Source organism: Brevinematia bacterium (assembly GCA_039630355.1).
Classification (GTDB): Bacteria; Spirochaetota; Brevinematia; order DTOW01; family DTOW01; genus SKYB106.
The window spans coordinates 1-25,299 of record JBCNVF010000037.1 but is presented as its reverse complement, the minus strand read 5'-3'; the positions used below and the strand labels follow the sequence as shown (position 1 = coordinate 25,299).

Genomic DNA, 25,299 nt, shown 5'->3' with positions numbered 1-25,299 from the left:
CTTCTTCACGCTTTCTTAACTTACCCAGCTCTTCAAGATCTTTTCTCAACCCTTCCGTCTTTCCCTTAAGCTCCGCAATTTTATTATTCATATCCTTAAGATTAAGACTCTTAAGATCATTAATCTTCACCTCTTTCTCCTTTATCTCCTCACTCACTTTTGAGATAGCCTTTATCACATCTTCCCTATTTTCAAAACTACGTCCTACTATTCTTTCTCCTTCCGTTCTAAGCTTATTCTTCAATTCAACGTAAGTGCGCTCCAAGTTATTATACTTTTCCTTCAATATCTCATACTTCGTAGATACTTCTCTCACCTTCTCAAGTTTGTCCTCAAGCTCTTTCTTTTTATCCGAGATGTGATTCTTTAAATTTTCTGCCTCTTTACAGGAGAGTGGTAAAATTAAATTTTCTGCCTCTTCACGGGAGAGTGGTAAAATTTTAATCTCATTCCTAAGACTATTTCTAATAGTCTCTATTTCTTTCTCTAGTTTATCTATATCGCTTGCGTTTTTCAAAATCCCAGATATATCATTTATCCTTCTAAGGATTTTATCTTTTCTCCCTTTAATTTCTTCAACCCTCTGTTCAATACTATTTAAAATATCATTCTTTACTCTCTCTACATCCTCAACAGTGTAGGACTCAGACTCAATCTCCTGAAGTTTTTTCTCAATTTTTGGAAAATTTAAATTTTTACATTTTCCTTAATTTCTCCAAGTAAACTGGACAGTTCTTCTTCAAGTTCCTTAATCTTATTCTCATCTTCAGAATAATTACTGCATTTGTTTAATCTTTCACTTATCTTGGCTTTGATTCTTCTGTATATTCTAAGTTCCGGAAATATTTCCTCTAGTATTTCTCTTCGCTGTCTTGGATCATCACTTTTTAGAAATGCTGAGAACTGCCCCTGCGGGAGAACAATAGAGCGTGTAAAAAGTTCATAATCGCACTTCAAAAGATTTTCTGATATTTGGTCGCTTAACTCTCTCCTACCACCCCCTTTCTCTTTACCATCTTCTTTAATTTCAACAGAATATTCGTTATTTCTACCTATAACCTTCAAGATTCTTTTCACGGAATAAGTTATATTCCTAGAGCTATCTGAAATTTCAAAAACAATCTCTGAAAAGGTTTCCTCATCTTCCAGAGCATCAAGTCTGCGTACTGAACTAATCTCCCTAGACTGATACCTAAGCACTTTCTGATACAGCGCAAAAACAATTCCGTCAAGCAATGTGCTTTTACCAGAACCGGTATCTCCGATTACCAATATGATAGGTGAATCCATCAAATTTCTGAGATCTAACGTACAATCTTTGTAAGAACCAAAGTTTTTCAACCTAATCTCTTTCAGTTTCATAAAAGTTCGACATTAATCCTTAATTCCTACGATTTTCTTTACTGCCTCTTGTATATCTGGAGGAATGATGAGAATTGTAGAATTTTCAGATTTCGCAATTTCCTTTAAGGCATTTATATACTCCTTTGCTACAAAATACATCATAGAAGAGACTCCTCCTTCGCGTATCGCCTGTGCAACAAGTCTTATAGCATTTGCATCCGCTTGTGCAAGTCTTTCTCTAGCTTCTGCTTCTCTTTGTGCAGACTCTTTCAAAGCCTCAGCCTGAAGAATCGTAGCTCTTCTCTCCCTTTCAGCTTTCATTTGTAAAGTCATAGCACTTTGTATATCCGCAGGAGGTGAAATATCTTTTATCTCAACCCTAGTTATCTTAGTGCCCCATTCATCAGTTGCTAAATCTAACTCTCTACCTAGCTCTTCATTTATCTGCGCCCTTGAAGAAAGACTCTCATCAAGAGTAAGCTTTCCCATTATAGAACGCAAGTTCGTCATCGTAAGCTGTTCTATTGCTCTGCTTAAGTTAACAACACCATACGCTGCCCTTTTAGGATCAACAACTTTGTAGAACACAACAGCATCAACTTCCACGGTAGCATTATCTTTGGTTATTATCGTCTGCTTAGGTAGATCAAGAACTTGCTCCATCATATTTATTCTATGATGAACTTGGTCAAGAATTGGAAAAATCAAATTCAGCCCAGGCTGTAACACCCTGTGAAATCTACCAAACCTCTCAACAATATAATTATACCCCTGTGGTACAGTCTTAAGACCAGACATAACTACAACAACAACACCAGAGAGAATGATTATCAAGAATATCAGTATAGAATTCATAAGTCCTCCCTCCTAACTAAATCTAATTATAAACCCCAAAATTAAAGGCTTTCAACAAACCAAAACATTACAATAAAGCTCAATCTCCATTAGGCCAGTAACAGAGTTCTAACCTCTTACTTTACTCTTCTGACTTTCGTCGGTCACAGAACCCTACCCTACTCTCCACCACCATCTCAACCACTTTCATCAGGTTTGTCACACTCTTAAGCCTGCAGTGTATGCTAGAACGTGGACATTTATCTACTGTTTCCTCAAACTTGAAAGACTCTGGTGGATTTTTGTAAAATTATATTAGGAGCAGGTGGGTATGAAAGACTTTTTTGAGAAGCTTATAGACTACGATGGTAACCATTATGAACTAGCAGTTGCTGCATCCAAAAGAGCAGCTTTTCTTGTAAATAAGAACATAATACCAAATACTTCAGAAAAGCCTGCGGTGAAAGCCTTGTATGAGATTTTAACAAAGGAAGTTGAGATTTTAGATACATCAAAAGATACAGAGCTTGAAGAAGAGTAATTTTGTGCCGAGATGGTGGAATTTGGCAGACACGCTACCTTGAGGGGGTAGTGCCCGCCAAGGGCGTGCGGGTTCAAGTCCCGCTCTCGGCAAATAAGCCGATGTAGCTCAGCTGGCTAGAGCAACTGACTTGTAATCAGTAGGTCGTGGGTTCAAGTCCCACCATCGGCTCAGAACTTACCTCTACACCACTGGAACACTCTTAAAGCTTTCCTCAAGTTCCTCATCACTAGGTTCGTGATCTGGTAGCCTTCCATATAGGTAATCATCATAGGCCTTAAGATCAAAATGCCCATGCCCTGAAAGGTTGAAAAGTATAACTTTCTTCCTATTCTCTTTTTTTGCTGAGATTGCCTCATCAATTGCTGCTTTTACTGCATGGGCAGTCTCAGGAGCGGGTAGTATTCCTTCAGTTCTGGCAAACAAAACCCCAGCCTCAAAAACTTCATTCTGTGTGTAAGCCACTGCTTCTATGATCTTCATTTCATAAAGCTTACTAACAATAGGGGCCATCCCATGATATCTCAACCCACCAGCATGTATCGCAGGGGGCAGAAAAGTATGCCCAAGCGTGTGCATCTTGATAAGCGGAGTCATACCCGCAGTATCTCCAAAGTCATAAGCATACTTTCCTCTAGTCACCGAAGGACAGGATTTCGGCTCAACAGCAACAATCCTAACATTCTTCCCATTTAGCTTATCGAAAACAAAAGGCAACGATATTCCTCCAAAGTTCGACCCACCACCTATACACCCAATCACAACATCCGGATACAACCCCTCAATCTCCAGTTGTTTCTTCACCTCAAGCCCTATTATCGTCTGATGTAACAAAACATGGTTTAAAACACTCCCTAGAGAATAGTTGGTAAACTTATCATTCACCGCCTCTTCTATCGCCTCACTTATTGCTATTCCTAGACTCCCAGGATTATTAGGATCTTTCTCCAAAACTCTCCTACCAAACTCTGTTCTATTAGAAGGACTTGGAAAGATTTTACCTCCCCATGTCTCTATCAAAATCCTTCGGTAAGGTTTGTTCTCATAACTCGTTTTGACCATGTAAACCACAACTTCTAGTCCAAATAAAGCTCCGGCAAACGCTAAAGCACTACCCCACTGCCCAGCACCTGTTTCAGTAGAAAGCCTTTTTATACCAGAAATCTTATTGTAGTAGGCCTGAGCAATAGCAGTATTAGGCTTGTGTGAGCCAGGAGGAGAAATTGACTCGTTTTTGAAGAGAATAATAGCAGGTGTATCAAGATACCTTTCAAGATTATACGCCCTATGAAGCGGTGTCGGCCTCCACAAAAGATACCTCTTGAGAACTTCATCAGGTATCTTTATCCACCTCTCAGCTGAAACCTCCTGCTCTATAAGAGGAGCAGGAAATATAGCCTCCAGTTCAGAAGGAGAAATAGGCTTCTTCGTAGCAGGATTCAACGGTGGTTCTAACTTCTCAGGAAGATCAGCTAGAACATTATACCACTCCTTAGGAATCTCACTCTCAGGCAATATCACTTTATTCATCTATTCCCTCCTACAAACTAATCCAAATTATAATCTACCTCTAACACAGATTCAAGCTTACAATCTCAAGAGCAATAAACTCCAATTTCTATCAGGTGAGTAGTTAAGATTTACCTTCTTGTTCACTTACTCCTTCGTTTCCAAACAACATTTGCTAGTTACAAAACTTTACCCCAAACCGAGACTTTTGGGTGCTTATTAAGAAAAGTGTCTACACAAGTCACAGAGACTGTAAGAGAAAAACTACGCCTAACTGTTGAATTTTGGAATTCATTGAACCACTTTCTTCAAAAATTGAAAGCAGAGTTCAGAGCAATTAACATTTAGCTATGAAAAAATATTTTCCGTTACTCACTCTATGTATCCTCACTATCACCCCAGCCTGCAATATAATGCTGGAGGAGAAATATGTTTTTGATAAAGACTTCCTGTTTGACGATTTCAACGAACTCAACCCAGAAGTATGGGAAAAAATAGACAATACACACTTAGCTTTCTCTAGTCTAAAAAAAGACAATGTACTCATCTCAAACGGAAACCTAGTGATAAAAATTCCTCAAAACACAACCGAGGGTGGGGGAATACTCTCCCTTAAGAAGTTTCCATACGGTAAGTTCTCAATATATGCTCTAAATACCCTAACAAATGTGGTATCAGAACTAGAGATTAACTCCCGATCGGCAAATCTTAAAGTGTCCCTGAGATACTATTTCCTAAATAGCCATAACACAAACATAGTTGAATGTGAAGTAATCTCTCCACTCACTAACATTACAGTGATTCTCTCCAACTCATTCAGAAGCAACAAAGTTTTGCTAACTATTAAGACACTTCAGGATAAAGTCAGTGTGTTTTTTGATAGCTCTGAGATACTCAATTTCACAAATTCAACTCAGATAGAGTATGTTGAAGTTAGAATAAGTAGTTATCTGAGAGAATACGACACACAACCGTTCAACAGAGAAGTACTGGTGGATTATTTTTCATATGAAAGGAACTAAATTTTCTTTCGCTTGAGTAACTTCTTAGAAACTTGAACTATATTCTTCCAGTCCAATCCAAAGTATTCAAGCAATTCATAAGGTTTTCCAGAAACACCAAACTCATCATTAACAGCTATAAATTCCATCGGGGTAGGTCTTTTTGTAGCTAGAAACCTAGCAATCATACTTCCAAGTCCATTGGTTATCTCATGCTCCTCTACTACCAAAATTGCACCTGTTTCCTCAGCGGATCTTAAAACTATTTTCTCATCAAAAGGCTTTATTGTGCTCATATTTACGACTCTTGTTGAGATTCCTTCTTTTCTCAATTCCTCCGCAGCTTTAAGGCTTTCTGAAACTGTTATGCCATAAGATATAATGGTAAGATCCTCACCTTCCTCAAGAACTGAAGCTTTTCCAAATTCAAATCTATCGCTCTCTGAGGTTATAATAGGATATGGTGCTCTACTCAATCTTACATAGAAAGGCCCATACTCATTTGCTACAAATCTTGTTATTCTTCTTGCCTCAAAGTAGTCTACAGGACAAAGTACTCTCATATTTGGCAGAACTGACATTATAGCCACATCTTCAAGAGACTGTGCAGTTGCACCATCTTCCCCAACAGTAACACCAGCATGCGAAGCACATAACTTGACATTAAGGTTACTATAACAGACAGAAATTCTTATAAAATCGTAAGCTCTATTCGTCAGAAAAACCGCAAAAGATGTTACAAAAGTAGTAAAACCTTCTTTAGCAAGCCCAGCTGCAATTCCCACCATATTCTGTTCGGCAATTCCCACATTATAAAACCTATTGGGAAACTTGAACTTAAAATACTCAGCTCTAGTTGAGTCCTCAAGATCCGCAGAAAAAACTATTATTTTCTCATCCTCATACCCAAGTTCCACAAGCTCTTCACCAAACCCATCTCTAGTAGGTCTAGGCTGAGGTTGACTCATACCGTATTTCCTCCCTTTATCTCAGCTAAGGCTTTTTCCAGTTCCTCCTTAGTCGGAGCTCTACCGTGATAAGTATGCTTAAACTCCATAAACGATACTCCCTTACCCTTTATAGTATTAGCAACTATTACTGTAGGCCTACCTCCTCCCTTACTGCTAGTAAACGCATCCAGAGCATCAAAAACTTGCTCAAACTTATGACCATCTATCTCTATATAATTCCACCCAAATGACTCCCACCTATCCTTTAGTGGTTCTATACTCAAGATCTCATTGACAAATCCATTCTCCTGAACCTTGTTGTAATCTATGATCGCGCAAAGGTTATCTATCTTATGATGTGAAGCAAACATAGCAGCTTCCCACACACTTCCCTCTTGTACCTCACCATCGCCAAGTATTACATAAACATCAAAATCCTTCTTCTTATATCTTGCTGCAAGAGCCATACCTATACCAGCAGATAGCCCCTGTCCCAGAGAACCAGTATTAAATTCTATTCCAGAAACACCAGTGTAAACATGTCCCTGAAATACCGAACCAAAGCGCCTAAACCCTTTCATAAGGTCATCTTCACTAAAAAAGCCAGCCTTAGCAAGTGTAAGATACACTACTGGTGTAGCATGTCCCTTTGAAATAACAACCCTATCTCTATCCTCCCACAAAGGATTTCTAGGATCATACCTCAACTTATAAAAGTATAGTGACAACATTATTTCAACCAATGACATAGAACCTCCAGGATGACCACTACCAGCATAATATGTCATGAGAAGTATCTTTTCCCTAAACTCTCTTGCCATATCTTTCAACACCGAAATATCAACCTTCTGTCCCACCATCTTCACCTCCGGCGTTACATTGAATTATAAAAATTAGACCAGCTACTTAAAAACTCAAGAAACCTAATTCCTAAAACCTCCTAACCTTACTCAAAAACCAAACTACTCTCAACCTCCATAACCTCACTTACAGAGCTCTAAGACTTACCACAAAATTGCAAATCTCTATTATCATTCTTGCTGAACCAAAGCATAAGCTTCTATCACATCTCCTTCCTTTATGTCGTTGAAATTCTTGAAGGCTATTCCACACTCAAATCCCTCTCTTATTTCACTCACATCATCCTTAAGATGTTTTAAAGAGAGAATTTCTCCATCAAATATAAGAGCATTATCCCTGTATATCCTCACCTTAGACTTTCTTTGTATTACTCCATTTCTCACATAGCAACCTGCTACATTTCCAACACCACTTATCTTAAAGACTTTTCTCACTTCAGCCACACCCAGAACCTTTTCCTCAAACACAGGTTCCTTCAAACCTTTCATCTCCCTCTTAACATCTTCTATTATTTCGTATATGATGTTATACTTCTTTATTCTAACCTTTTCCCTCTCTGCAAGTTCGCCCGCCTTAGGACCTACTTTGGTTCTAAAGGCTATTATTGACGCTTGACCAGCGGAGGCTAACATCACATCGCTTTCATTAACTTGCCCTACTCCCCAATGCACTACCCTAACAGAAAATTCATTGTTTGAGAGCTTTTCCAAAGAATACTTTATAGCCTCTACACTCCCAAATACATCCCCCTTAACTATATACTTCATCTCCTTAATCTCTTCAAACGGATTAACTTCTGCTCTTAAGCTCTTTATATTCTCAATCCTAGAGTAGTACCTTCTCTTTTCCGCTATTTCCCTTGCTACCTCTTCGGACTCAACAACGTTGAACTTATCACCAGCATTAGGAAGCTCATCCACTCCAACAATCTCTCCAGGAAACCCAGGAAGTATTTTTTCTACCTTCCTGCCTTTATCGTCAAATATAGCTCTGACTTTACCACTAGTAGTACCTACCACAAAATTATCTCCAACTTTGACTACACCATTTCTAACCACTACGGTAAAAACTATCCCTCGTCCCTGTTCAACCTTGCTCTCTATAACAAATCCTACACCTTTCTTATGATAATCTGCCTTAAGCTCCATCAATTCCGCTTGCAAAAGCACCGCCTCAAGAAGTTTATCAATATTTAGTTTTTTCAAAGCCGATATCTCAACATAAATCGTATCACCACCCCAATCATCAGGTATAAGACCTAACTCACTAAGCTGATTCTTAACTCTCTCTGGATTAGCTCCCGGAACATCAATCTTGTTTATCGCAACAATTATAGGAACCTTTGCATCTTTAGCATGATTCAACGCTTCAATTGTCTGTTCTTTCACTCCGTCATCCGCTGCAACAACAAGTATAACTATATCAGTAACCTTTGCACCTTTTGCCCTCATAGCTGTAAAAGCTTCATGTCCGGGAGTGTCTATAAAGGTTATCTTGTTGCCATTTACTTCCACGACATATGCACCTATGTGCTGAGTAATTCCTCCCGCCTCAGTTTGAGCAACATTGGTATTCCGTATTGCATCAAGAAGAGTAGTCTTCCCGTGATCAACATGCCCCATCACAGTAACAACAGGTATTCTAAAATCTACATACCTCTCATCATCAGGTTCCTCAGACACATTTATCTCATCAAATACCGACTTAACCTTAACTTTCGTCCCAAACTCCTCTGCAACAACTGTTGCAGTATCAGAATCTATTTTATCGTTTATCGTTACTGACAAACCAAGCTTACCAAGAATCTCAATAAGATCAGAAGCCTTCACATTCATCTTCTTAGCAAGATCTCCAACAGTTATAACATTGTATATCTCTATTTCCTCAGGAACCGCGTAGGTCTTCTCCTTCTGCTTCTTTAGAAGCTCAACATCTAATTTAGATTCAAAAGATTCCTCCTCCAATGTCTCAAACCTATACGAATCTTTCCTAGATCCTTTAAAACCCTTCTTGCCAGTAGCTGGAAGCACAGGAGTAGTACTAGGCTTTTGAAATCTCTGGAAAGAAGGATGCTTTGGTTTCTCCCTATAAACCTGCTTATCAAAAACCCTTTGCCCAACTATCTGAGTTTTCTCTCTCTCAACTACTTTCCTCTCAGCTCTCTCACCAAATCGCCTACCTCTATCCCCTTTACTTTCACTATCCCTGTGTCTCGTATATACCTTATCTCTCCTACCTCCCTCCCACCCTACCTTTTTATATTCTCTCACTCTCTCCCCATTCACAGCATAAGACCCCGAAAGTTCGTCCACTAAAGGCTTAACCTCACTATCTATCCATTCTTTCTGTCTTTTTTGAGCCTGAAATACCTGTTTTTGTTGCTCCTCTCCTAATTCCTCCCCAGCCTCAACACTTCTCTCCTCTTCCTTCTGTACCAACTTCTTCTTTATTTTTATCTTTATCTTTTTCTTTTCAATCATTACCCTTCCTCCTCAACCTCTATCTCTATATACTCATTGATTATCTTATTTATGTGAGATATCTCCCTAGAAGAAAAGCCTAGAGATTTAAGATTGTCAAGATTCTCCAATAAGCTACCTATTGTTTTTATATTACTAGCCTTAAGTTTGTCAAGAACATCTTTGTCAAATGGCAAATAATCAACATAGGTATTCTCATTTATCTCATCTTCTTCAATAAAAATCTCCTTTCTCTGCAACGATTTCTCTTCCTGAACTAGCATTACCTTAACATCTTTACCCACCATTTGTGAAAAAAGCTTCACATTCACTGAGTTTTTACCCAAAACGCTAAGAAAAGACTCATATATTTTCACCAAAATTTCTCTTTCCCTCTCTTCCACTGAATACACCGCATTTCTACCAAAAACATTTCTCGCGAACTCTCTTACATCATTACTCCACAAAACCACATCTATCTTTTCTCCACTCACCTCTTTTGAGACACTTATTATCCTACTTCCCCCAACCCCTATGCAAGCACCAACAGGATCAACTTCTGGAAAGACCGAATACACTGCAACTTTTGACCTCTCACCCGGTATTCTACCAATAGCCTTTATCTCAACTATACCTTTACTCACCTCGGGTATACTACTATAGAATAGCTTCTTGATGAACTCAGGAGTCGTTCTAGAAAGAAGAAGTTTAGACTCTTGACGCACAGATCTTCTGCTAGACACTTCCTGAGATTCTTGCGGGTTTAGTATATCAATAAGCACTGCTTTTATGATATCCCCAGTTTTAAATAGCTTGTGATCTTCTGGCATAAGATGCTCAAAAGTGATTACCCCATCTACCTTAAAACTACCAAAATCTATCACAACATCAATATTTCTCCCCTTCATGCTACTAATCTTACACTGTAAGATATCTCCTATCTTTGCCCTGAATATTGAATTCACCTTATCTCTCTCCATCTCAGCCTTTTGTGAAAGTAAAACATTTCTTATAACTTCAATAGCTTGTCTACTGAACTTGTTGGGCATCACCGGCACTTCAACTTTATCACCAGCCTTAGGAGACTTTAAAAACTTCTTAGCATCCTCCACAGAAATCTCAAGCACCGGATCTCTAACTTTGTCTACAACAGTCTTTAAGGAAAGTATCTCAACCTTCTTACTTTCCTCACTTATCCTGAAAACCATGTTTTCATAATCCTTACCATATTCCTTCTTATACCCTGCTAAAAGAGCCTTCTCCAACATCTTATGAACTATGTCTTCTGGTAGATCCATCTCTTGAAGTATCTTCTTCAGATTATCAAACACCATCCTATTCACCCCCAAAGTATTTCCCCACATCAAAATAAAGCTTTGTATAAACTATATCCGAAAAATCAACCCAAACCTCTCTTCCGTTGATTTCAAACTTAACAACATCATTGTCTATACCGATCAATTTACCAGTATTTACTTCTCTGGATAAGTTGTAGTTTTGAAAGTTATTAACCTTCACTTCTACCTCCCTACCAGTGAAAATCCTATACTCCCTTTCACTTCTAAAAACTCTATCAACACCCGGAGAGCTAACAACCAAATTATACCTAACAGGAATCGGATCCTCCATATCCAAAACCCTTGAAACAACACTTGATACCCTTTCACAATCCCTCAAAGATATGTTTCTCTCCCTTGAGTAAATCTCTATCTCTAAACTCAGAACTTTACCCTTCCTAACCTTCAATTCTACAAGCTCATACCCCATCTCCTCCACAATCTTAGTTATTCCAGGCAAAACTTTACTCCTTATCTCTTCGGCATCAACGTAAACGTGACTATTTCCAGCTTTCTCCCTAGAAGTCCTAGACATATTTATACTAAATTATATAAAATCTATGGTATTATATTCAAAAAAGAACTACCCGAAGTCTGATTAAACATTTGGTTACATCCTCTAACTCTAACTCCAGTCCAGTAAATTCCAAAATTTGAAAACCCTAGTGTAAGTTGTAGTAATACTGTACTGAAACTTAGTTTCTTTTCTTTTTCTGCTTTAAAAGCAAACTGTGCGAATTATACCAAAATATTTTGACTTTTCAAACTTCTTAACGGCAAAATAATGCATTAGTAAACTTCAAAAGCATCTCAGTCCTTTTCTAATAGTACTAGGTAAGAGTGGATACCAAAATATTTTTCAATTTGAACGGGTTTTAGCTCCTTTTTGAGAGATTGAAACCGGGCGACGGAAAGAGCATCCCGTAGAGTCTGCATAGTTTTAGCTCCCTTTTGAGGGATTGGAAACTGCGAGAATAGTAAGAAAGCTATCTCCAATTGCAAATTTTGGAATTTACCAACCTCAGCTCCTTTAACTTGATTCGTCCTACACCAAACTTAGAAAATAAAGATACACTAAATCTTTTGGAGAAAAATATGGAATGGGTTTACTCGGTTTTTGGCTACCTTGCAAAAGGTGGAATAATGATGATCTTTATCTTCCTTGCTTCAATTATCGGAGTTGCAATAGTCATAGAAAGATTTATATTCTTCTCCAAGGTAAAAAGCTCAATGAACAAACTATTCGCAGTAGCAAAGGAAAAAGTTAACAGAGGCAATGTAAGAGACATAATAGCAATATGTGATGCTGAAAAAAGTGTAGCATCAAATATTCTCAAAACAGCAGTAGAGGCATATCTAAAAGGTGCATCAAAAGAAGACATAGAAAACTCAATAGAAGATATTGCCAAAATAGAATTACCCATCCTTAACAGATATCTCTACCTACTTGGAACTATGGTAACAATCTCTCCTATGCTTGGACTATTAGGCACAGTCCTCGGTATGATTAAAGCTACCTCAGTCTTAGCAGAAAAGGGACTCACTTCACCATCTGAGCTTCTAGCAGGTATAGCAGAGGCTTTGATAACAACAGCAGCAGGCCTAATCGTCGCTATACCACTACTCATTCTATACAACTACTTAAGTAACAAGTGTAGAGAAATGATCGAGGAAATTGAGTCTAACGTGACAGAAATATTGTTAGTAATGTCATCAAACAAGAGCGTTTGGTAAGATGAAGATAAAAACATATCTAAAAGCGTCCATTATTATCTCAGGACTATCGTTTGTGATAATAGTAGCCTTGCTCTATTTCTCCACACTATTCCTAAACCAAAACCTTCCAGAAGAGAGGTTTAAAAGCTATCTCATATTCTTCGGTATCCCACTAGCTAGTATCTCAACTCTCTCCGGAATATTCATAACCTATGTATACTTTTTCAAGTATAGTAAATTCCTAAAAACTTACAAAGAAGAGTATGAGTTCTTCATTTCAAAGGTATTTAGTGACACAGAAATTAGAAAAACATCTTCCATTGAAAATCTTTTTAAGGGTCTAGAAAAAAAAGAGAGCGGAATTTATGAAATCATACCGCAGGAAGACGAGTTTGGAGAATTTGGAAGAATAATAAACTTTCTCCTGTCTAACCTCTACAGCCAAGATATTGAAAAAAGTAGACTTCTTTCCTTTCAAAAGGAAGTCATTAACAAATTACTAAGTTTCACAAATGTCCCGATAGTAATAATAAGAAAAACTCATAGGAAGAAAGGTAGCATAATCGTTAGCAACCTCAATTACGCGTTTTTAAAAACAATAAAGGCGGAAAACGTAGTAAAACTAGCATCAAAGCTTCTAGAAATCCTCAAAGTTAAACAGGCATCTGATAAATACCTATATGACTTAGTATTTGAAATTGTAAGAGCTGAAGATCTTGAAGGACTGAAAGAGATATTCATAGGTCAAGATATAGGTGTGGAAGAATTTCTAGTTGAAGTAGAGTGGTTTTTCTCACCTGCGGACGATAGAGCTAAAAAGATACTTCTACTGCTTAAAGATCTCGTCAAGGGAAGTGATTTAACAGAAATTGATCAAGAACTAGTTTTAGAAATCCTAGAATACGAGGAATATAGAAAAGAATTTTCACTTCCTGACTCAGTGTCCGTTGTGGAAGGCTTTATCAACATTGTAGCCCCTGAAGATGAAATCACCTTCGTCAGAAAAAAACAGGATCTATTTTACAGAGAAGGACTTAAGGTGAGAAAATTTAGATTTTTCCTTGCAAAAGACTCTTTCTCAAAAACTACGGGAGATACCATGTTTGACTCTACGATCACAATAGTCCCTGCAACTAGCAAGCATTTTTCTCCAGAAAGAATGCTGTTACTCTGTTTTGACAACATCTCCACAATCCAGTAGCACTCTCTCTAAAAATTCTCCCCTATACTAGACTTCTCTATAATCTTGATAAAGTCCGTTTCTTTCGCCTTGAGTAAGAGATCTTTCAAGCTTATATTCTCCAAATAATTCCTTATTACACTACCAAGATCATTCCAAATCTCAACTAACATACAGTTTTTAACCACAGGGCATTTCTTCTTATACGCAGAATTTAAACACCAAACAGGAACTATCTTACTATCCGCAGACTCAACTATTTCAAGCAAAGTGATGTTTTCATAACCATCTCTTAACACATACCCTCCTTTCACACCTCTAACGCTTTTCACTATACCAGATCTCTTGAACTTTATGAATATCTGTTCAATATACCTAAGAGGTATGTTCTGATTCTCAGCAACTTCGCTTAGTGAAATAGGCCACCTATCTTTATTCAACCCTATGTATATCACAGCCCTGAGACCATATAAAACCCTAGTAGAAAGCTTTATCATTAAAATCCCCCTATTAATTTAATACATAACACCTTGCCAGTCAATCCACCCAAAACTCAAACTTCATCAATGAGTGATTACAGAAAAGTGAAATACTCTAAAGGCCAGTTTTACAATAAGAATCAGCAAAGGTCCTAGTAAGGGGGGTGTTAGTATGGAAAAAGAGAGAGTAGCTCTGACTATAGCAGGTTCCGACAGTGGTGGCGGTGCAGGAGTCCAAATAGATCTCAAAACATTCAATGAAATAGGAGTATTTGGAGCAAGTGTCATAACCTCACTAACCGCCCAAAACACGCTAGGAGTTCAAGAAGTATACTACATTTCACCTGACTTCGTAAAAAAGCAACTTGAGTCTGTCTTTTCTGACTTAAATGTCCACTTTAGCAAAACTGGAATGCTTGCAACGCTTGAGATAGTTGAAGTTGTTATTGAATACATAGGAAAAATGCTGAAAAAAGACAGCCTCAAAGGTCTAGTAGTTGATCCTGTGATGAAAGCTAAAGGTGGTGAAAAGCTTCTAAAGGAAGAAGCAATCAGTGCACTAAGATCAAAGTTATTACCTCTATCACTTGTAGTAACTCCTAACATTCCAGAAGCTGAACTACTAACAGGTATGAAAATAAAAACAGAAAAAGATATGGAGAAATCTGCATTACTGATCCACAAAATGGGGCCAAGGTATGTAGTCATAAAAGGAGGACACCTTGAAGGAGAATATGCAACAGATATAATCTTTGACGGTTATGAATCCTACAAGCTTAGGTCAAAAAAGTACTTTAAAGACAGTGTGCATGGAACAGGGTGCTGTTTCTCATCAGCTATAACCGCATTTTTGACAAAAGGAGAAACCCCAATAAACTCTATAAGAAAAGCAAAAAAGTTCGTATCAAATGCTATAAAAAACGGAGTATTCATCGGAAACGGATTTAAAGTCCTCAAAACCTACTAACTAGCTCCTTATATCTACACTTTTGACTCTCACCTCTTCAGACTTATTCTGCGGAGTAGAAACATTCATATTAGCTATCTGTTCCCAAGCATCCCTAAGTTTACTAAGGATATTCACTACTTCAATAAGCATATTCTTATCTTTATCAATATTACCCTCAAATAACCTCCTACTACAGTAAAGGTAAATGGAATAGAGGTTATTTGCAATCTCACCACCTTTCTCAAAATCCAAAGAGCAAATAAGCTCAATCAACCCTTCCTGAGCCCTGGAAAGTTCCTTGTTCAGAAGATCGTATTTTCTACTCTCAAGGTGAACTATAGACTCGTTTATTGAAGATATTATGATATCATACAATATCACAATCAATCTTACAGGACTAGCAGTCTCAATCTGAGTTTCTTTATATTTCCTTGCGTAATTCATAAGTATATTTTCGGAAAGGCTACTCAGTTCTTGAAAAAATTTGCAAACCTAGTTTTCTTATGTCTCTAAAGCCGTTAAAAGACGGAGAGAACTTCCGGCTCCGAATCCGTTATTAGAATAGTATGTTCCCAGTGAGCTGAAGGTTTACCATCAACAGTACACACTGACCACCCATCATCAAGAATTTTGGTTCTGAAACTACCAGCAACTACCATAGGCTCTATCGCTATTGTCATGTTCTTTCTTAGTCTTACACTACCTCCCATCGGATAGTTAGGAATCGGCGGAGCTTCGTGCAAAAATTTCCCAATTCCGTGACCACTATAGCCTCTTATCACATCAAAACCATTCTTCCTAACGTATTCATATATAACCTTAGAAATGTCCACTACTCTCGTCCCCTCTCTACAAATATCTATAGCCAAATACAACGCCTCCCTGGTAACATCCGAAAGCTTCCTTTTGATAGCAGAAACTTCTCCAACAAAATATGTTCTGGCAGAATCACCATAATAGTTATCAAATACTACACCTACATCTATTGAAACTATATCACCATCTTTCAGCACCGTATCTTTTGAAGGAACTCCATGGATAACTACTTCGTTCACAGATGCACATATAGTGTAATCATACCTGATCACACTCTTGCCATTAGTTACCGCATACCCCTTGAATGCAGGTTTACCACCTTTGGACAATATGAAATCCTCAGTAATCTTATCAAGCTCTAAAGTTGTAATACCAGGCTTTATAAACTGCTCTAAATAAAAAAGTACCTGAGCAGCTATTCTTGAAGCCTTTCTTATCCTAGATATCTCAGGAGGCGTTTTTATTATTATCTCTCCTGACATACAACATCCCTCCAGTCAAACTAAAATCTACTTATTGACTTTTTCAATCCATTCCTATGTGCCTAAAGTAATACTATACCTTACTTAATCCAATGCACAATAGGTTATTATAACCTTCAAACTCTAACTTGTCAAATTTTGTAATTTCCCACCAAGCTTCAATTTCTTCAAACTACCCTCATCTCCAAATAAAGCATTACTTTAGAAGGAATAAAAAGCTTTTCAACTCCTAATGCTTTTCTCTACCAAAGCTGGTAGCTGACAAAGTAATAATTTGCGTATCTAGAAAAACTGATAGTAAAATTATCCAAAGGAGGTAAATATGTCGGAGAGACTTAAAGACACTATCGCTATCCTAATCGCAGTAATGCTCATAGCAAACATAATTTTAGGGATAGTTACAATCTCTTTAAACCTTAAGAAAGCAGACACATTTTCATCCGGATTGTCAGGACTTTTGGGCAACGTTGGCTTGATAAATGTAGAAGGAGTCATAACTTCCGAAGGAAGCAGTTACTACTCTTATGTTGATGCCGAGGAAGTAGCAAGAAAAATAAAAACCTTTGCTGAAACACCAACTATAAAGGCAATAAGAATCAATGTAACAAGTCCCGGAGGAACCGTAAGTGGTGCCGAAACAATAGTCTCAGCTCTTGACTACGCAAAAAGCAAAGGAAAGAAAATCGTAGTCTTTATGAAAGAGATAGCAGCCTCAGGAGGATACTACATATCCGCACCTGCAGACTATATAATAGCTTCAAGAGGCACTTTCACCGGAAGTATTGGTGTAATCGTTACATCTTTCAATATCAAAGGCCTATTTGATAAAATCGGAATAAAACCATACACATTCAAAAGCGGTGAATACAAGGACATCCTTTCACCTTACAGAGAAATCTCCGAACCCGAAAGCAAACTAATCCAAAGGATAATTGATACCTACTATCAAAGGTTCATTGAGGTAATCATGAAATACCGTGGAGACAAGATAAAAAAGAATGAACTTTTACAGATAGCAGATGGAAGAATACTAACAGAAAAAGATGCCTTACTTCACAAACTAATTGACGAAGTAGGAGACGAATTTCTGGTAGAAGAAGTCATCAAAAATATGATTAAGGAAGAAACTATAACCTATGTAGAGCTCCCCGATAAGAAAGGATGGATCAAGGATCTTCTGCAACTTGCGATTGACAAGTTAAACCTAGATATACTTATCAAACCCGTTAAGAACTATCCACAAGCTCTATATATTGTCTACTAGGAGGCACAAATGTTAAAAGAACTTGTGTATTCGGTTATAGATTACTTTCTAGATCCCAAAAGAACCATTGAGAAAATCTCTAATGACTCCGTAGAGATAGAAAAGTTAGGAATAATAGGCGGAATATCAACATTTTTTGCATCTCTCTTTGGACTCTTTTCTAGAATTGATATAGGAATACTAGGAGCTTCAATATATCTACTTTTCGCACTTATCTACGCAGTGTTTGTAATAGGATTTTCCCTAGTGATTGGCAAAAAGCCATCAATTGATACCCCTAAAGTGTTCTGGTTCCTATTTTCTATAGGAATAATAGACCTCTTAGTCATAATATTCTTTCCAATATCCTTGCTAGCCAGATGGGTTATGAGTATCGTGGTCGCGGTTGTATTCTTCATCAAGCTTTACTATCTAATAACTGGAATTTCCACAATCTTTAGGATACCCAGATCAACAGCATTCTTGATAATCTTGAGTCCACATATATTAGCTGGTGTAATCTTGATGCTAGTCCTTACGTCAAGCTATGTCACCATCTCTGGTGCACTAGAATCATTGTTAAGGTAAACTCTAGGAACTCTCTTTGAAATACCACAAGTTATCTCGTAAGGTATAAGCCCTACTCTACTAGCAAATTCTTCAACCCTCATACTACCATAACCACATCCTCCGAATATAACCACTTCATCACCAGGACCCACAACCTCATCAACTCTCACCATTATATAGTCCATAGTCACTCTACCCACTACAGAATACCTTCTGCCTCTTATCACAACTTCCATATTGTTTGAATACAGTGTAGGTATACCATCCGCATAGCCACACGGCACTACTGCAATATACCCGTCCCTATCCATAAAGTAGGTCCTATTGTAACTTATACTCTCCCCTTTTCTAAAAAATTTTCTAAGAGCCACGTAAGATTTAAGCGCAAGAGAATTCCTTATATCCGCCTTCCCCACCAACGCCATATTAGGATAATACCCATACACCGAAAGTCCACACCTAGCAAAATCATACTTACTACCTTCAGGAATATTCAGAACTCCTCCGCTGTTAGAAACATGAGACTTAACATCAGGGAAAATAATCTTAACTTTATCAAGAATTCTATCAAATATCTCAATCTGATATAGGGAAAACTCTCTGTCAAAATCAGAAGAAGGGAAATGAGTCATGATATCAACAAGATCCAGATTCTTAACCTCCCAAAGGATATCCAAAAGAACATTGCTCTCTCTATGATGTATCCCTAACCTTCCCATTCCCGTGTCTATTTCAATACCAAACTTTAGTCTCCTACCAGCACTTCTAGATAACTTCTCAAGTTCCCTAATAAAGCTAACATCACTGACTATAGGAATTAGATTCAAATCATCCAAAAGAACACCAAGATAGCGAAAAGGTATAGGACAGAATATCAATATTTCCGACTCCTCAAAAATACTCTTATTACCTCTGGACAACAACTCCTCCTTAAGAGAAAACACTTCCTCTATCTTTGCTACAGCGAATCTTCTAACACCCTTTAAGAAGAGAAATTCCATTATCCTAGTTGCCCCATGCCCATACGAATCGGCTTTTATTACAGGAATTATAGGCTTATTCAAATTAAGCTTCCTAAGCTCTAGGTAATTATGCCAAATCGTAGACAAACTTATTTCAGCGTAAGTCATTCTATCATTTTAGTTTTTTACCACACAATCTTGCTACTTTGGTAGCACCAGCAACAATAAATTCCAAAATTTGAGAGTTATGTGGGTATGGTTAATACTTCTAAGTGTCCATAAGCCCAAATTCTCATCCTCAATCCCATCAATCACCACAACCCTATAACTCCTACCCCTCCTCTCATCATACCTCTCAACAACCTTACACCTACCACAATCAATCTCCGGAAACTCATCAAGAATAGCAATATACCACTCAAGCTTCGTTCTCCCTCGGGTCTTCTACGTTTATTTGTTGTCAGATTCTGAAGCTTGTTGACTTGCCTTGGCTGGCTTGTTATTACCTAAGGTAGTTAAGGGGTGAAGTAAATATAATTTGTATTGACATTTTCTATTTTGTTAAGCTTTGGGAAACGATAGCAGAATAATGTAAGGTTTTCTCAAGAAGGGCTTGATCTAGTCGTAAGGAAGGAGGTTGGAAAGGAACTTTTCTTTAAGAGTAAGAGTGCGTCTGAGGTTGTGGGAAGTATGGTTTGAATGGGTTTTTGGTGGAAATGGTAGGTATTGGAATTTAATTAGGAGTTTTGTTGAATTTCAGTTTGAGAATATTTATATTTTAATGCAAATAACAAGAAGTTATGAAGGCTAACATAGCTTTTCCTAGGGGTATAGACCCTGTGATGCTGTCTGGAGTTAATGATACTAATATAAAGCTTATTGAAAAAAATTTTAGGGTGAAGATATACTTAACAGATTCAGCTTTTGTGGTAGTTGGTGATGAAGAGGAAGTTAAGGCAGTGAGAAAGGTAATTAATTCAATGATTGATTTGGTGAACAATGATAAAATTGTTTCTGATGATGATATGAACATAATAATAAGGCAGTGTAAGTATCAGGATCCATCTAAGGAGATAGATCTTGATAATCTTCTTCTAAAGGGAGTAGTTGTTTCTAGAAGAGGAAAGGTGATAAAGCCTAAGACGCTTGGTCAGGCGGAGTATATGAGGGCAATAGAAGAGAATGACATAGTATTCAGTATAGGTCCTGCTGGAACTGGCAAAACTTATCTTGCTACCGCTATGGCATTGAATTACCTTTACCGAAATTTGGTTACAAGGATCATTCTTACAAGGCCGGCGGTTGAAGCTGGTGAGAGTCTTGGATTTTTGCCTGGTAATCTTGAGGAGAAAGTAAACCCCTATCTTAGGCCACTGTATGACTCTCTGTTTGATATGCTTGGGCCGGAAGAATATTTTACTCTGACAGAAAAGAATGTTGTAGAAATAGCGCCTTTAGCATTTATGAGAGGTAGAACCTTGAACAATTCCTTCATAATTCTTGATGAGGCGCAGAATACTACAAAGGAGCAGATGAAGATGTTTCTAACGAGGTTAGGTTTTGGTTCCAAAATGGTAGTAACTGGAGATATTACCCAGAGTGATCTACCGAAAAGTAAGCAATCGGGCCTTCTTCACGCAAGAAACTTGTTTGACAACATTGAAGGTATAAAGATAGTTTATCTGACTAAAGACGATGTTGTGAGACATGAGTTAGTTAAGAAAATCATAGAGCTTTATGAAAGTGATGAAGAAAAGAACAGTGAAAGGTGATTTTAGTAGTGTTATCACAATAGATGGTCCTGTAGGGGTTGGTAAAAGTACGGTCGCTAGAGCATTATCTGAAAGGCTTGGGTATACGTATTTGGATACGGGAGCAATGTATAGGGCTTTTTCTCTAAAGGTTTTGAGAAATGGTATTCCGTTAGAAAACGAAAAGGAGATAATAAGGCTTTTACAGAAAACAAGGGTATGGTTTGATGGTAATAGGGTTCTTCTTGATGGAGAAGATGTCTCAGGTGCTATAAGAACCAAGGAGATTGATTCAGTTGTTTCGTATATTTCCGCAATACCCGAGGTAAGGAGGCATATTGTTGCGATACAGAGGGAAATTGCAAGCGGAGGAAAGGTGGTAATGGAGGGTAGAGATTGCGGTAGTGTAGTGTTTCCTAAGGCGAAATATAAGTTCTACTTGGATGCGTCAATTGAGGAAAGAGTAAGGAGAAGGTTACTAGACGAAAAATATCGCAATCAAGGACTTTCACCAGAAGAAGTAAGAAAATCAATAGAACTGAGAGACTATCTTGATAAAAGTAGAAAAGATTCTCCGCTTAGAGTTCCTAAAGGAGCGATTCTAATAAACACGGATGGATTGAGAGTAGAGGAGGTTGTGGATAAGATCATCTCCTACATAAGCAGTATTCGGTAGTCTATATAAGCCATCTATGCTCGTTTACTACTCTACCAAGCTTAAATAGCTTTCGTCAACTATAAAACCCAATCGTGAGTCTGGTCAATAAATTCCAGAATTTGCAATCAGGAGGTAGTTCTTACTACTTTCGTAGTTTTTCTCAAAACTGAACAAATATTCCTTTTGGTAAACACCCAAGAGGCTTGGTATGATGTATGAGGTAAAGTTTTGTGACCGGGAAACCCTTCTAGAGGGAGGAGATAGATAAACAAAAAGCTGAATCTTACTTATTCACCTAGTTGAAATTGAAATTTATTGGGGTTTGGTGGACTGAAGTTTGTAGAAGAGTTTGGTAAAAATTAAAGTGAAAAACCTCCTCTTGCCTCGTAAAATAAAGGCAAAAGGAGGCATATATGAATTGCAGAAAAACTATAAATCACTTCATCAAAAACTTTCTACTTGACCTTCCATCCAAACTCAGGAAGAAGATATCAGAAGTTGTTCTCGCAATCACCCTATCTGGAAGTTTGAGGATATCTAGGATATCTGAAAGCAGTAAGAAGAGGGACAAGATAAGCCAGTGGGGAAGGTATGAGTTCGTGAGAGGGCTATTGGAAGGGTTAGACGTTGAGATTGTTGAGAAGGTTATGATTAGGGTAAAATCAGAATACTCTTCCACAAAAAAATACCAAACTCTTGACCAAACTTCAGCTTGACTAAACTTCAGTATTTAATTAAGTTTAAATAGACTATACGAACATTTATAATATGGAAGTAATCATGAAGGATACAATAGGTAGTAAACAATCACATATTTCTCTCGTGTCCGAAGGAATAAAGCTATTTAGGAACAAAAAATTCAAAGAAGCTCTAGAAACATTTCGCAAAGTCTATAAATCAGATCCGACCAATTACGAATACAACTATTATCTCGGATTAACTCTCATAAACCTTGGACATTACGAATTAGCGTTGAATTACCTTCTTTACTCCTCAAAAGACAACGAAAACTACTACATTTCCATTCACTCCAATATGCTCTGCGGATACCTATATACCCTCCGCCAAGAGTATAAACTTGCTGAAAATTGTTTTAGAGAAGTTCTTAAAATAAACCCCGAAAGTGTAACAGCTTTGGTTGCTATAGCTTATGTTTTTGAGAAAAGTGGTAGATACGACCAAAGTATAATATACTTGAAGAAGGCTATGGAGGTAGATCCAGAAAATCCTAGAGTTCTAAACGCCTTAGCTTATGTATACTCTGAGAGGGAGATAAACCTTACCGAGGCTGTAAGACTGGCCCGCAAAGCTCTGGCAAAACAACCAAACTCTCCTGAAATACTTGACACTCTAGCTTGGGCTTACTTCAAGAAGGGTGAGTATATCCAAGCTCTGAACGAAATCAAAAAAGCTATGGAAATACTACCAGAAAATGAAGAAATCCAAAAACATTATTGGGAAATATTAGAGAAAATAAGAGAAATCAAGAAAAAGCAACAAAATCAAAAATATCCAGATTCAAGTAATCGGCACCCATTTACTAGAAAAAAACTAACTAAAGATTTTTAAGTAAACACCTATTTGTTTTAGCAGGGGTAGGATCGTATATCTACTTATGAAAACCGCCACTATTGCTGTTATGACTATAATCAGTGGATAAAATCTTGAGCTTAAATTCGTCATAACTCTGGTTCTTACTCCCTCAGGAAACAGATTTAAGATCACCCAAAATCCATCCAGAGGAGGCAGAGGAATTAGATTAAAACTTCCAAGTATGAAATTTATTGCTATGAAGTACCACAAGATCACATCAACAATCAGAAGAGTTGCTGGATGAAAAAGACTATTGATAACCAGCAGAACAAGCAATGAAACCACAGCTACTGAATAGTTTGCCAGTGGTCCAGCCAACGAGGTAAGAATCCACCCTAGCCTTTTGTTTTTGTAATTATCTGGATTTATCGGAACAGGCTTTGCCCACCCTATTACAAAACCAGTATTGAGCAAAACCAAAAATAAAGGTAACAACACACTCCCAACTGGATCCAAATGCTTAAGAGGATTGAATGTCAGTCTTCCTTCATTCTTCGGTGTAGGATCACCAAAAATGTAAGAAACCTTTCCATGAGCATACTCATGAAACACAACAGATATTACCAGTATACATATAGCTATTGCACTAAATACAAAGTCCACGCTACTTTCTCAACCCCAGCTTTCTAATAATGTTGTTATATCTCTCAGGATAATTCTCCTTTAAGTAATTTAGTAATCTCCTTCTCCTACCAACGAGTCTCAATAAACCTCTTCTAGAGTTTTTATCCTTTTTAAACTTTCTAAAGTGTTCATTTAACGCTTCTATCCTAGCAGTCATAAGAGCAATCTGCACCTCAGGAGAACCAGTATCCCCCTCATATAACCTATACGCTTCAATTATTTTATGCTTAACCTCTTTAGGCAACATACATCACCACCTCTATACCAACCTATAGGTCAGAAAAATTTTGAAAAAGAGCTTCACTCTCTATCAACTTCTCAAGAGAGCGTTCAATAAAGTCTAAAGCCTACAATTAGGTTTAGGTTCTCTTTACTTCTTCCGCAACCTCTGCCGAGACTGGGTAAAATTACTCTCTCAATAAAGGCAGAAACTCAATGTCACATAATAAAGAGATCCCATAACCCCCAAAGATTACAGAATCTCCACCCCTCAAACAAATCACATATTCGTAACCTTGTTATTCGTAGAATCGGAGGTTGAATCTATAAATGTAGGATTGTTTATATTCACCCAGTCAGAATCGTCTGCTATGTAGTTACCACCATATTCATAATACAAATACCCCAGCCTGTTTGTTATGAAAACATTACCCACTAGCTTGTGGTTCATTGTATCAGCAGTGCCATCCTCATATATACCTATTGAACTAGTATCATTATTGCCACCTATGAAACAGTTAGAAATGACAAGACCTGTTAAACTACCTCCATTACGCAGATGTATCACTGAATTAATAGACGCCCCCCAGTTGTTGGTTATGTAGGAGTTGAGAATCAAAGTATCTGATGAATTATACACATATACACCTCCTCCATAATAACCAGCACTATTGTTGTATACACTACCACTTATCACATTGTTAGATGAGAACACCAAACATATCCCTCCTCCATCTCTATCACTACTATTGTTATATACACTACCACTTATCATATTGCTAGATGAGGACCCCAAATATATCCCCCCTCCATAATAAATAGCACTATTGCTGTATACATTACCACTTATCACATTGTTAGATGATGTGTATAAATATATCCCTCCCCCATTCGTAGCACTATTACTGTATACATCACTACTTATCACATTGCTAGATGAAGACCCCAAATATATCCCTCCTCCATAATAACTAGCACTATTACCTGTCACTATAACATTACCCACCAAACTATAGAAAACATTCCAAAAACATATCCCTCCCCCACTATCGTGAGGATAATTACCATTAGCATTACCTTCCCTAATAACCAAGTTACTTAACACTATGTTCGTAACATCCTTAGCAAATATCACATGCTTAACACTGTTATCACCATCTAACTCACTATAACCTACCACACTATTAAAACCAACATCCCACCCCCCTATTATCTTCACAT

Annotated in this window: 27 protein-coding genes and 2 tRNA genes; 13 read left to right on the top strand and 16 right to left on the bottom strand. The window is 37.6% G+C overall.

The genetic code is table 11. The features are described 5' to 3' along the window. From ABDH28_03020 to ABDH28_03010, 3 genes are all read right to left on the bottom strand, one after another. A partial coding sequence (locus ABDH28_03020; GenBank protein MEN2997991.1) for a hypothetical protein occupies positions 1-517 on the bottom strand: 517 nt, incomplete at its 3' end. Positions 518-687: 170 nt separating this feature from the next. Further along, positions 688-1,362, bottom strand: coding sequence for an AAA family ATPase (locus ABDH28_03015; GenBank protein MEN2997990.1), 675 nt, complete (start codon positions 1,360-1,362; stop codon positions 688-690). 12 nt (positions 1,363-1,374) lie between these two features. Next, positions 1,375-2,199, bottom strand: a complete 825-nt coding sequence (locus tag ABDH28_03010; GenBank protein ID MEN2997989.1) for an SPFH domain-containing protein — start codon at positions 2,197-2,199, stop codon at positions 1,375-1,377. Positions 2,200-2,509: 310 nt separating this feature from the next. Here ABDH28_03010 and ABDH28_03005 point away from each other — a divergent pair, with 310 nt between their 5' ends. The 3 genes from ABDH28_03005 (at position 2,510) to ABDH28_02995 (ending at position 2,890) form a co-directional block, all read left to right on the top strand. After that, on the top strand, positions 2,510-2,719 hold the full coding sequence (locus ABDH28_03005; GenBank protein MEN2997988.1) for a DNA-directed RNA polymerase subunit omega: 210 nt from the start codon (positions 2,510-2,512) through the stop codon (positions 2,717-2,719). A gap of 6 nt (positions 2,720-2,725) precedes the next feature. Next, positions 2,726-2,811, top strand: a tRNA-Leu gene (locus tag ABDH28_03000). Between the two features lie 5 nt (positions 2,812-2,816). Continuing rightward, positions 2,817-2,890 (top strand) — tRNA-Thr (locus tag ABDH28_02995). A 12-nt stretch (positions 2,891-2,902) separates the two neighbouring features. Here the strand turns inward: ABDH28_02995 and ABDH28_02990 are convergent. Next, positions 2,903-4,249, bottom strand: a complete 1,347-nt coding sequence (locus tag ABDH28_02990) for a TrpB-like pyridoxal phosphate-dependent enzyme (protein ID MEN2997987.1) — start codon at positions 4,247-4,249, stop codon at positions 2,903-2,905. Between the two features lie 329 nt (positions 4,250-4,578). Here ABDH28_02990 and ABDH28_02985 point away from each other — a divergent pair, with 329 nt between their 5' ends. Then, positions 4,579-5,250: a hypothetical protein gene (locus tag ABDH28_02985; GenBank protein MEN2997986.1), complete on the top strand. Its 672-nt coding sequence runs from the start codon at positions 4,579-4,581 to the stop codon at positions 5,248-5,250. Here ABDH28_02985 and ABDH28_02980 read toward each other — a convergent pair. The 5 genes from ABDH28_02980 to ABDH28_02960 all read right to left on the bottom strand — a co-directional run bounded on the left by ABDH28_02980 (position 5,247) and on the right by ABDH28_02960 (position 11,371). Further along, complete coding sequence (locus ABDH28_02980; GenBank protein ID MEN2997985.1) at positions 5,247-6,197, bottom strand: transketolase family protein; 951 nt, start codon at positions 6,195-6,197, stop codon at positions 5,247-5,249. The two genes, ABDH28_02985 and ABDH28_02980, sit on opposite strands and share 4 nt — an antisense overlap. Beyond that, positions 6,194-7,039 (bottom strand): transketolase, encoded by an 846-nt coding sequence (locus tag ABDH28_02975; GenBank protein MEN2997984.1) that lies wholly within the window; start codon positions 7,037-7,039, stop codon positions 6,194-6,196. Before ABDH28_02975 ends, ABDH28_02980 begins: the two co-directional genes overlap by 4 nt. Before the next feature lie 171 nt (positions 7,040-7,210). Further along, the gene (gene infB, locus ABDH28_02970) at positions 7,211-9,520 is read right to left on the bottom strand and encodes a translation initiation factor IF-2 (protein ID MEN2997983.1); all 2,310 of its coding nucleotides are present in this window, start codon (positions 9,518-9,520) and stop codon (positions 7,211-7,213) included. Continuing rightward, positions 9,520-10,833 (bottom strand): NusA N-terminal domain-containing protein, encoded by a 1,314-nt coding sequence (locus ABDH28_02965; GenBank protein MEN2997982.1) that lies wholly within the window; start codon positions 10,831-10,833, stop codon positions 9,520-9,522. The genes infB and ABDH28_02965 overlap by 1 nt, the downstream gene beginning before the upstream one ends. Before the next feature lies 1 nt (position 10,834). Further along, a complete protein-coding gene (locus ABDH28_02960) occupies positions 10,835-11,371 on the bottom strand; it encodes a hypothetical protein (protein MEN2997981.1) in 537 nt (178 codons plus the stop codon). Positions 11,372-11,931: 560 nt separating this feature from the next. Here ABDH28_02960 and ABDH28_02955 point away from each other — a divergent pair. Both ABDH28_02955 and ABDH28_02950 read left to right on the top strand, forming a co-directional pair. Next, positions 11,932-12,570, top strand: coding sequence for a MotA/TolQ/ExbB proton channel family protein (locus tag ABDH28_02955; GenBank protein ID MEN2997980.1), 639 nt, complete (start codon positions 11,932-11,934; stop codon positions 12,568-12,570). A 1-nt stretch (position 12,571) separates the two neighbouring features. Beyond that, positions 12,572-13,753, top strand: a complete 1,182-nt coding sequence (locus tag ABDH28_02950) for a hypothetical protein (GenBank protein MEN2997979.1) — start codon at positions 12,572-12,574, stop codon at positions 13,751-13,753. Positions 13,754-13,761: 8 nt separating this feature from the next. Here ABDH28_02950 and ABDH28_02945 read toward each other — a convergent pair whose 3' ends face one another. After that, positions 13,762-14,229 (bottom strand): Rrf2 family transcriptional regulator, encoded by a 468-nt coding sequence (locus tag ABDH28_02945; GenBank protein MEN2997978.1) that lies wholly within the window; start codon positions 14,227-14,229, stop codon positions 13,762-13,764. 154 nt (positions 14,230-14,383) lie between these two features. Here ABDH28_02945 and thiD point away from each other — a divergent pair, with 154 nt between their 5' ends. Further along, positions 14,384-15,178, top strand: coding sequence for a bifunctional hydroxymethylpyrimidine kinase/phosphomethylpyrimidine kinase (gene thiD, locus ABDH28_02940; GenBank protein ID MEN2997977.1), 795 nt, complete (start codon positions 14,384-14,386; stop codon positions 15,176-15,178). On the opposite strand, the gene fliS is transcribed toward thiD, so the two are convergent. Beyond that, positions 15,179-15,604, bottom strand: a complete 426-nt coding sequence (fliS, locus tag ABDH28_02935) for a flagellar export chaperone FliS (GenBank protein MEN2997976.1) — start codon at positions 15,602-15,604, stop codon at positions 15,179-15,181. Between the two features lie 74 nt (positions 15,605-15,678). Then, entirely contained in the window at positions 15,679-16,458 is a 780-nt protein-coding gene (map, locus tag ABDH28_02930; GenBank protein ID MEN2997975.1) for a type I methionyl aminopeptidase, read from the bottom strand. A 322-nt stretch (positions 16,459-16,780) separates the two neighbouring features. On the opposite strand from map, the gene sppA reads away from it, so the two are divergent. Together sppA and ABDH28_02920 are read left to right on the top strand one after the other, a co-directional pair. Next, on the top strand, positions 16,781-17,722 hold the full coding sequence (gene sppA / locus ABDH28_02925; protein MEN2997974.1) for a signal peptide peptidase SppA: 942 nt from the start codon (positions 16,781-16,783) through the stop codon (positions 17,720-17,722). 9 nt (positions 17,723-17,731) lie between these two features. Beyond that, positions 17,732-18,289, top strand: a complete 558-nt coding sequence (locus tag ABDH28_02920; GenBank protein MEN2997973.1) for a hypothetical protein — start codon at positions 17,732-17,734, stop codon at positions 18,287-18,289. Here ABDH28_02920 and alr read toward each other — a convergent pair. Then, positions 18,247-19,401 carry an alanine racemase gene (gene alr / locus ABDH28_02915; protein ID MEN2997972.1) on the bottom strand — a complete coding sequence of 385 codons (1,155 nt, stop codon included), beginning with the start codon at positions 19,399-19,401 and terminating at the stop codon, positions 18,247-18,249. The genes ABDH28_02920 and alr overlap by 43 nt on opposite strands. A 632-nt stretch (positions 19,402-20,033) precedes the next feature. On the opposite strand from alr, the gene ABDH28_02910 reads away from it, so the two are divergent. The 4 genes from ABDH28_02910 (at position 20,034) to ABDH28_02895 (ending at position 23,211) form a co-directional block, all read left to right on the top strand. Then, complete coding sequence (locus tag ABDH28_02910) at positions 20,034-21,005, top strand: PhoH family protein (GenBank protein ID MEN2997971.1); 972 nt, start codon at positions 20,034-20,036, stop codon at positions 21,003-21,005. Continuing rightward, positions 20,971-21,660 carry a (d)CMP kinase gene (cmk, locus tag ABDH28_02905; protein MEN2997970.1) on the top strand — a complete coding sequence of 230 codons (690 nt, stop codon included), beginning with the start codon at positions 20,971-20,973 and terminating at the stop codon, positions 21,658-21,660. Before ABDH28_02910 ends, cmk begins: the two co-directional genes overlap by 35 nt. Before the next feature lie 395 nt (positions 21,661-22,055). Beyond that, positions 22,056-22,358, top strand: coding sequence for a hypothetical protein (locus tag ABDH28_02900; protein ID MEN2997969.1), 303 nt, complete (start codon positions 22,056-22,058; stop codon positions 22,356-22,358). Positions 22,359-22,410: 52 nt separating this feature from the next. Then, the gene (locus tag ABDH28_02895; GenBank protein MEN2997968.1) at positions 22,411-23,211 is read left to right on the top strand and encodes a tetratricopeptide repeat protein; all 801 of its coding nucleotides are present in this window, start codon (positions 22,411-22,413) and stop codon (positions 23,209-23,211) included. On the opposite strand, the gene ABDH28_02890 is transcribed toward ABDH28_02895, so the two are convergent. From ABDH28_02890 to ABDH28_02880, 3 genes are all read right to left on the bottom strand, one after another. Then, complete coding sequence (locus ABDH28_02890) at positions 23,194-23,838, bottom strand: site-2 protease family protein (protein ID MEN2997967.1); 645 nt, start codon at positions 23,836-23,838, stop codon at positions 23,194-23,196. The genes ABDH28_02895 and ABDH28_02890 overlap by 18 nt on opposite strands. A 1-nt stretch (position 23,839) precedes the next feature. After that, on the bottom strand, positions 23,840-24,106 hold the full coding sequence (rpsO, locus tag ABDH28_02885; protein MEN2997966.1) for a 30S ribosomal protein S15: 267 nt from the start codon (positions 24,104-24,106) through the stop codon (positions 23,840-23,842). Between the two features lie 252 nt (positions 24,107-24,358). Beyond that, positions 24,359-25,299 (bottom strand): NosD domain-containing protein (locus ABDH28_02880; protein MEN2997965.1); only part of this gene is annotated, 941 nt, incomplete at its 5' end.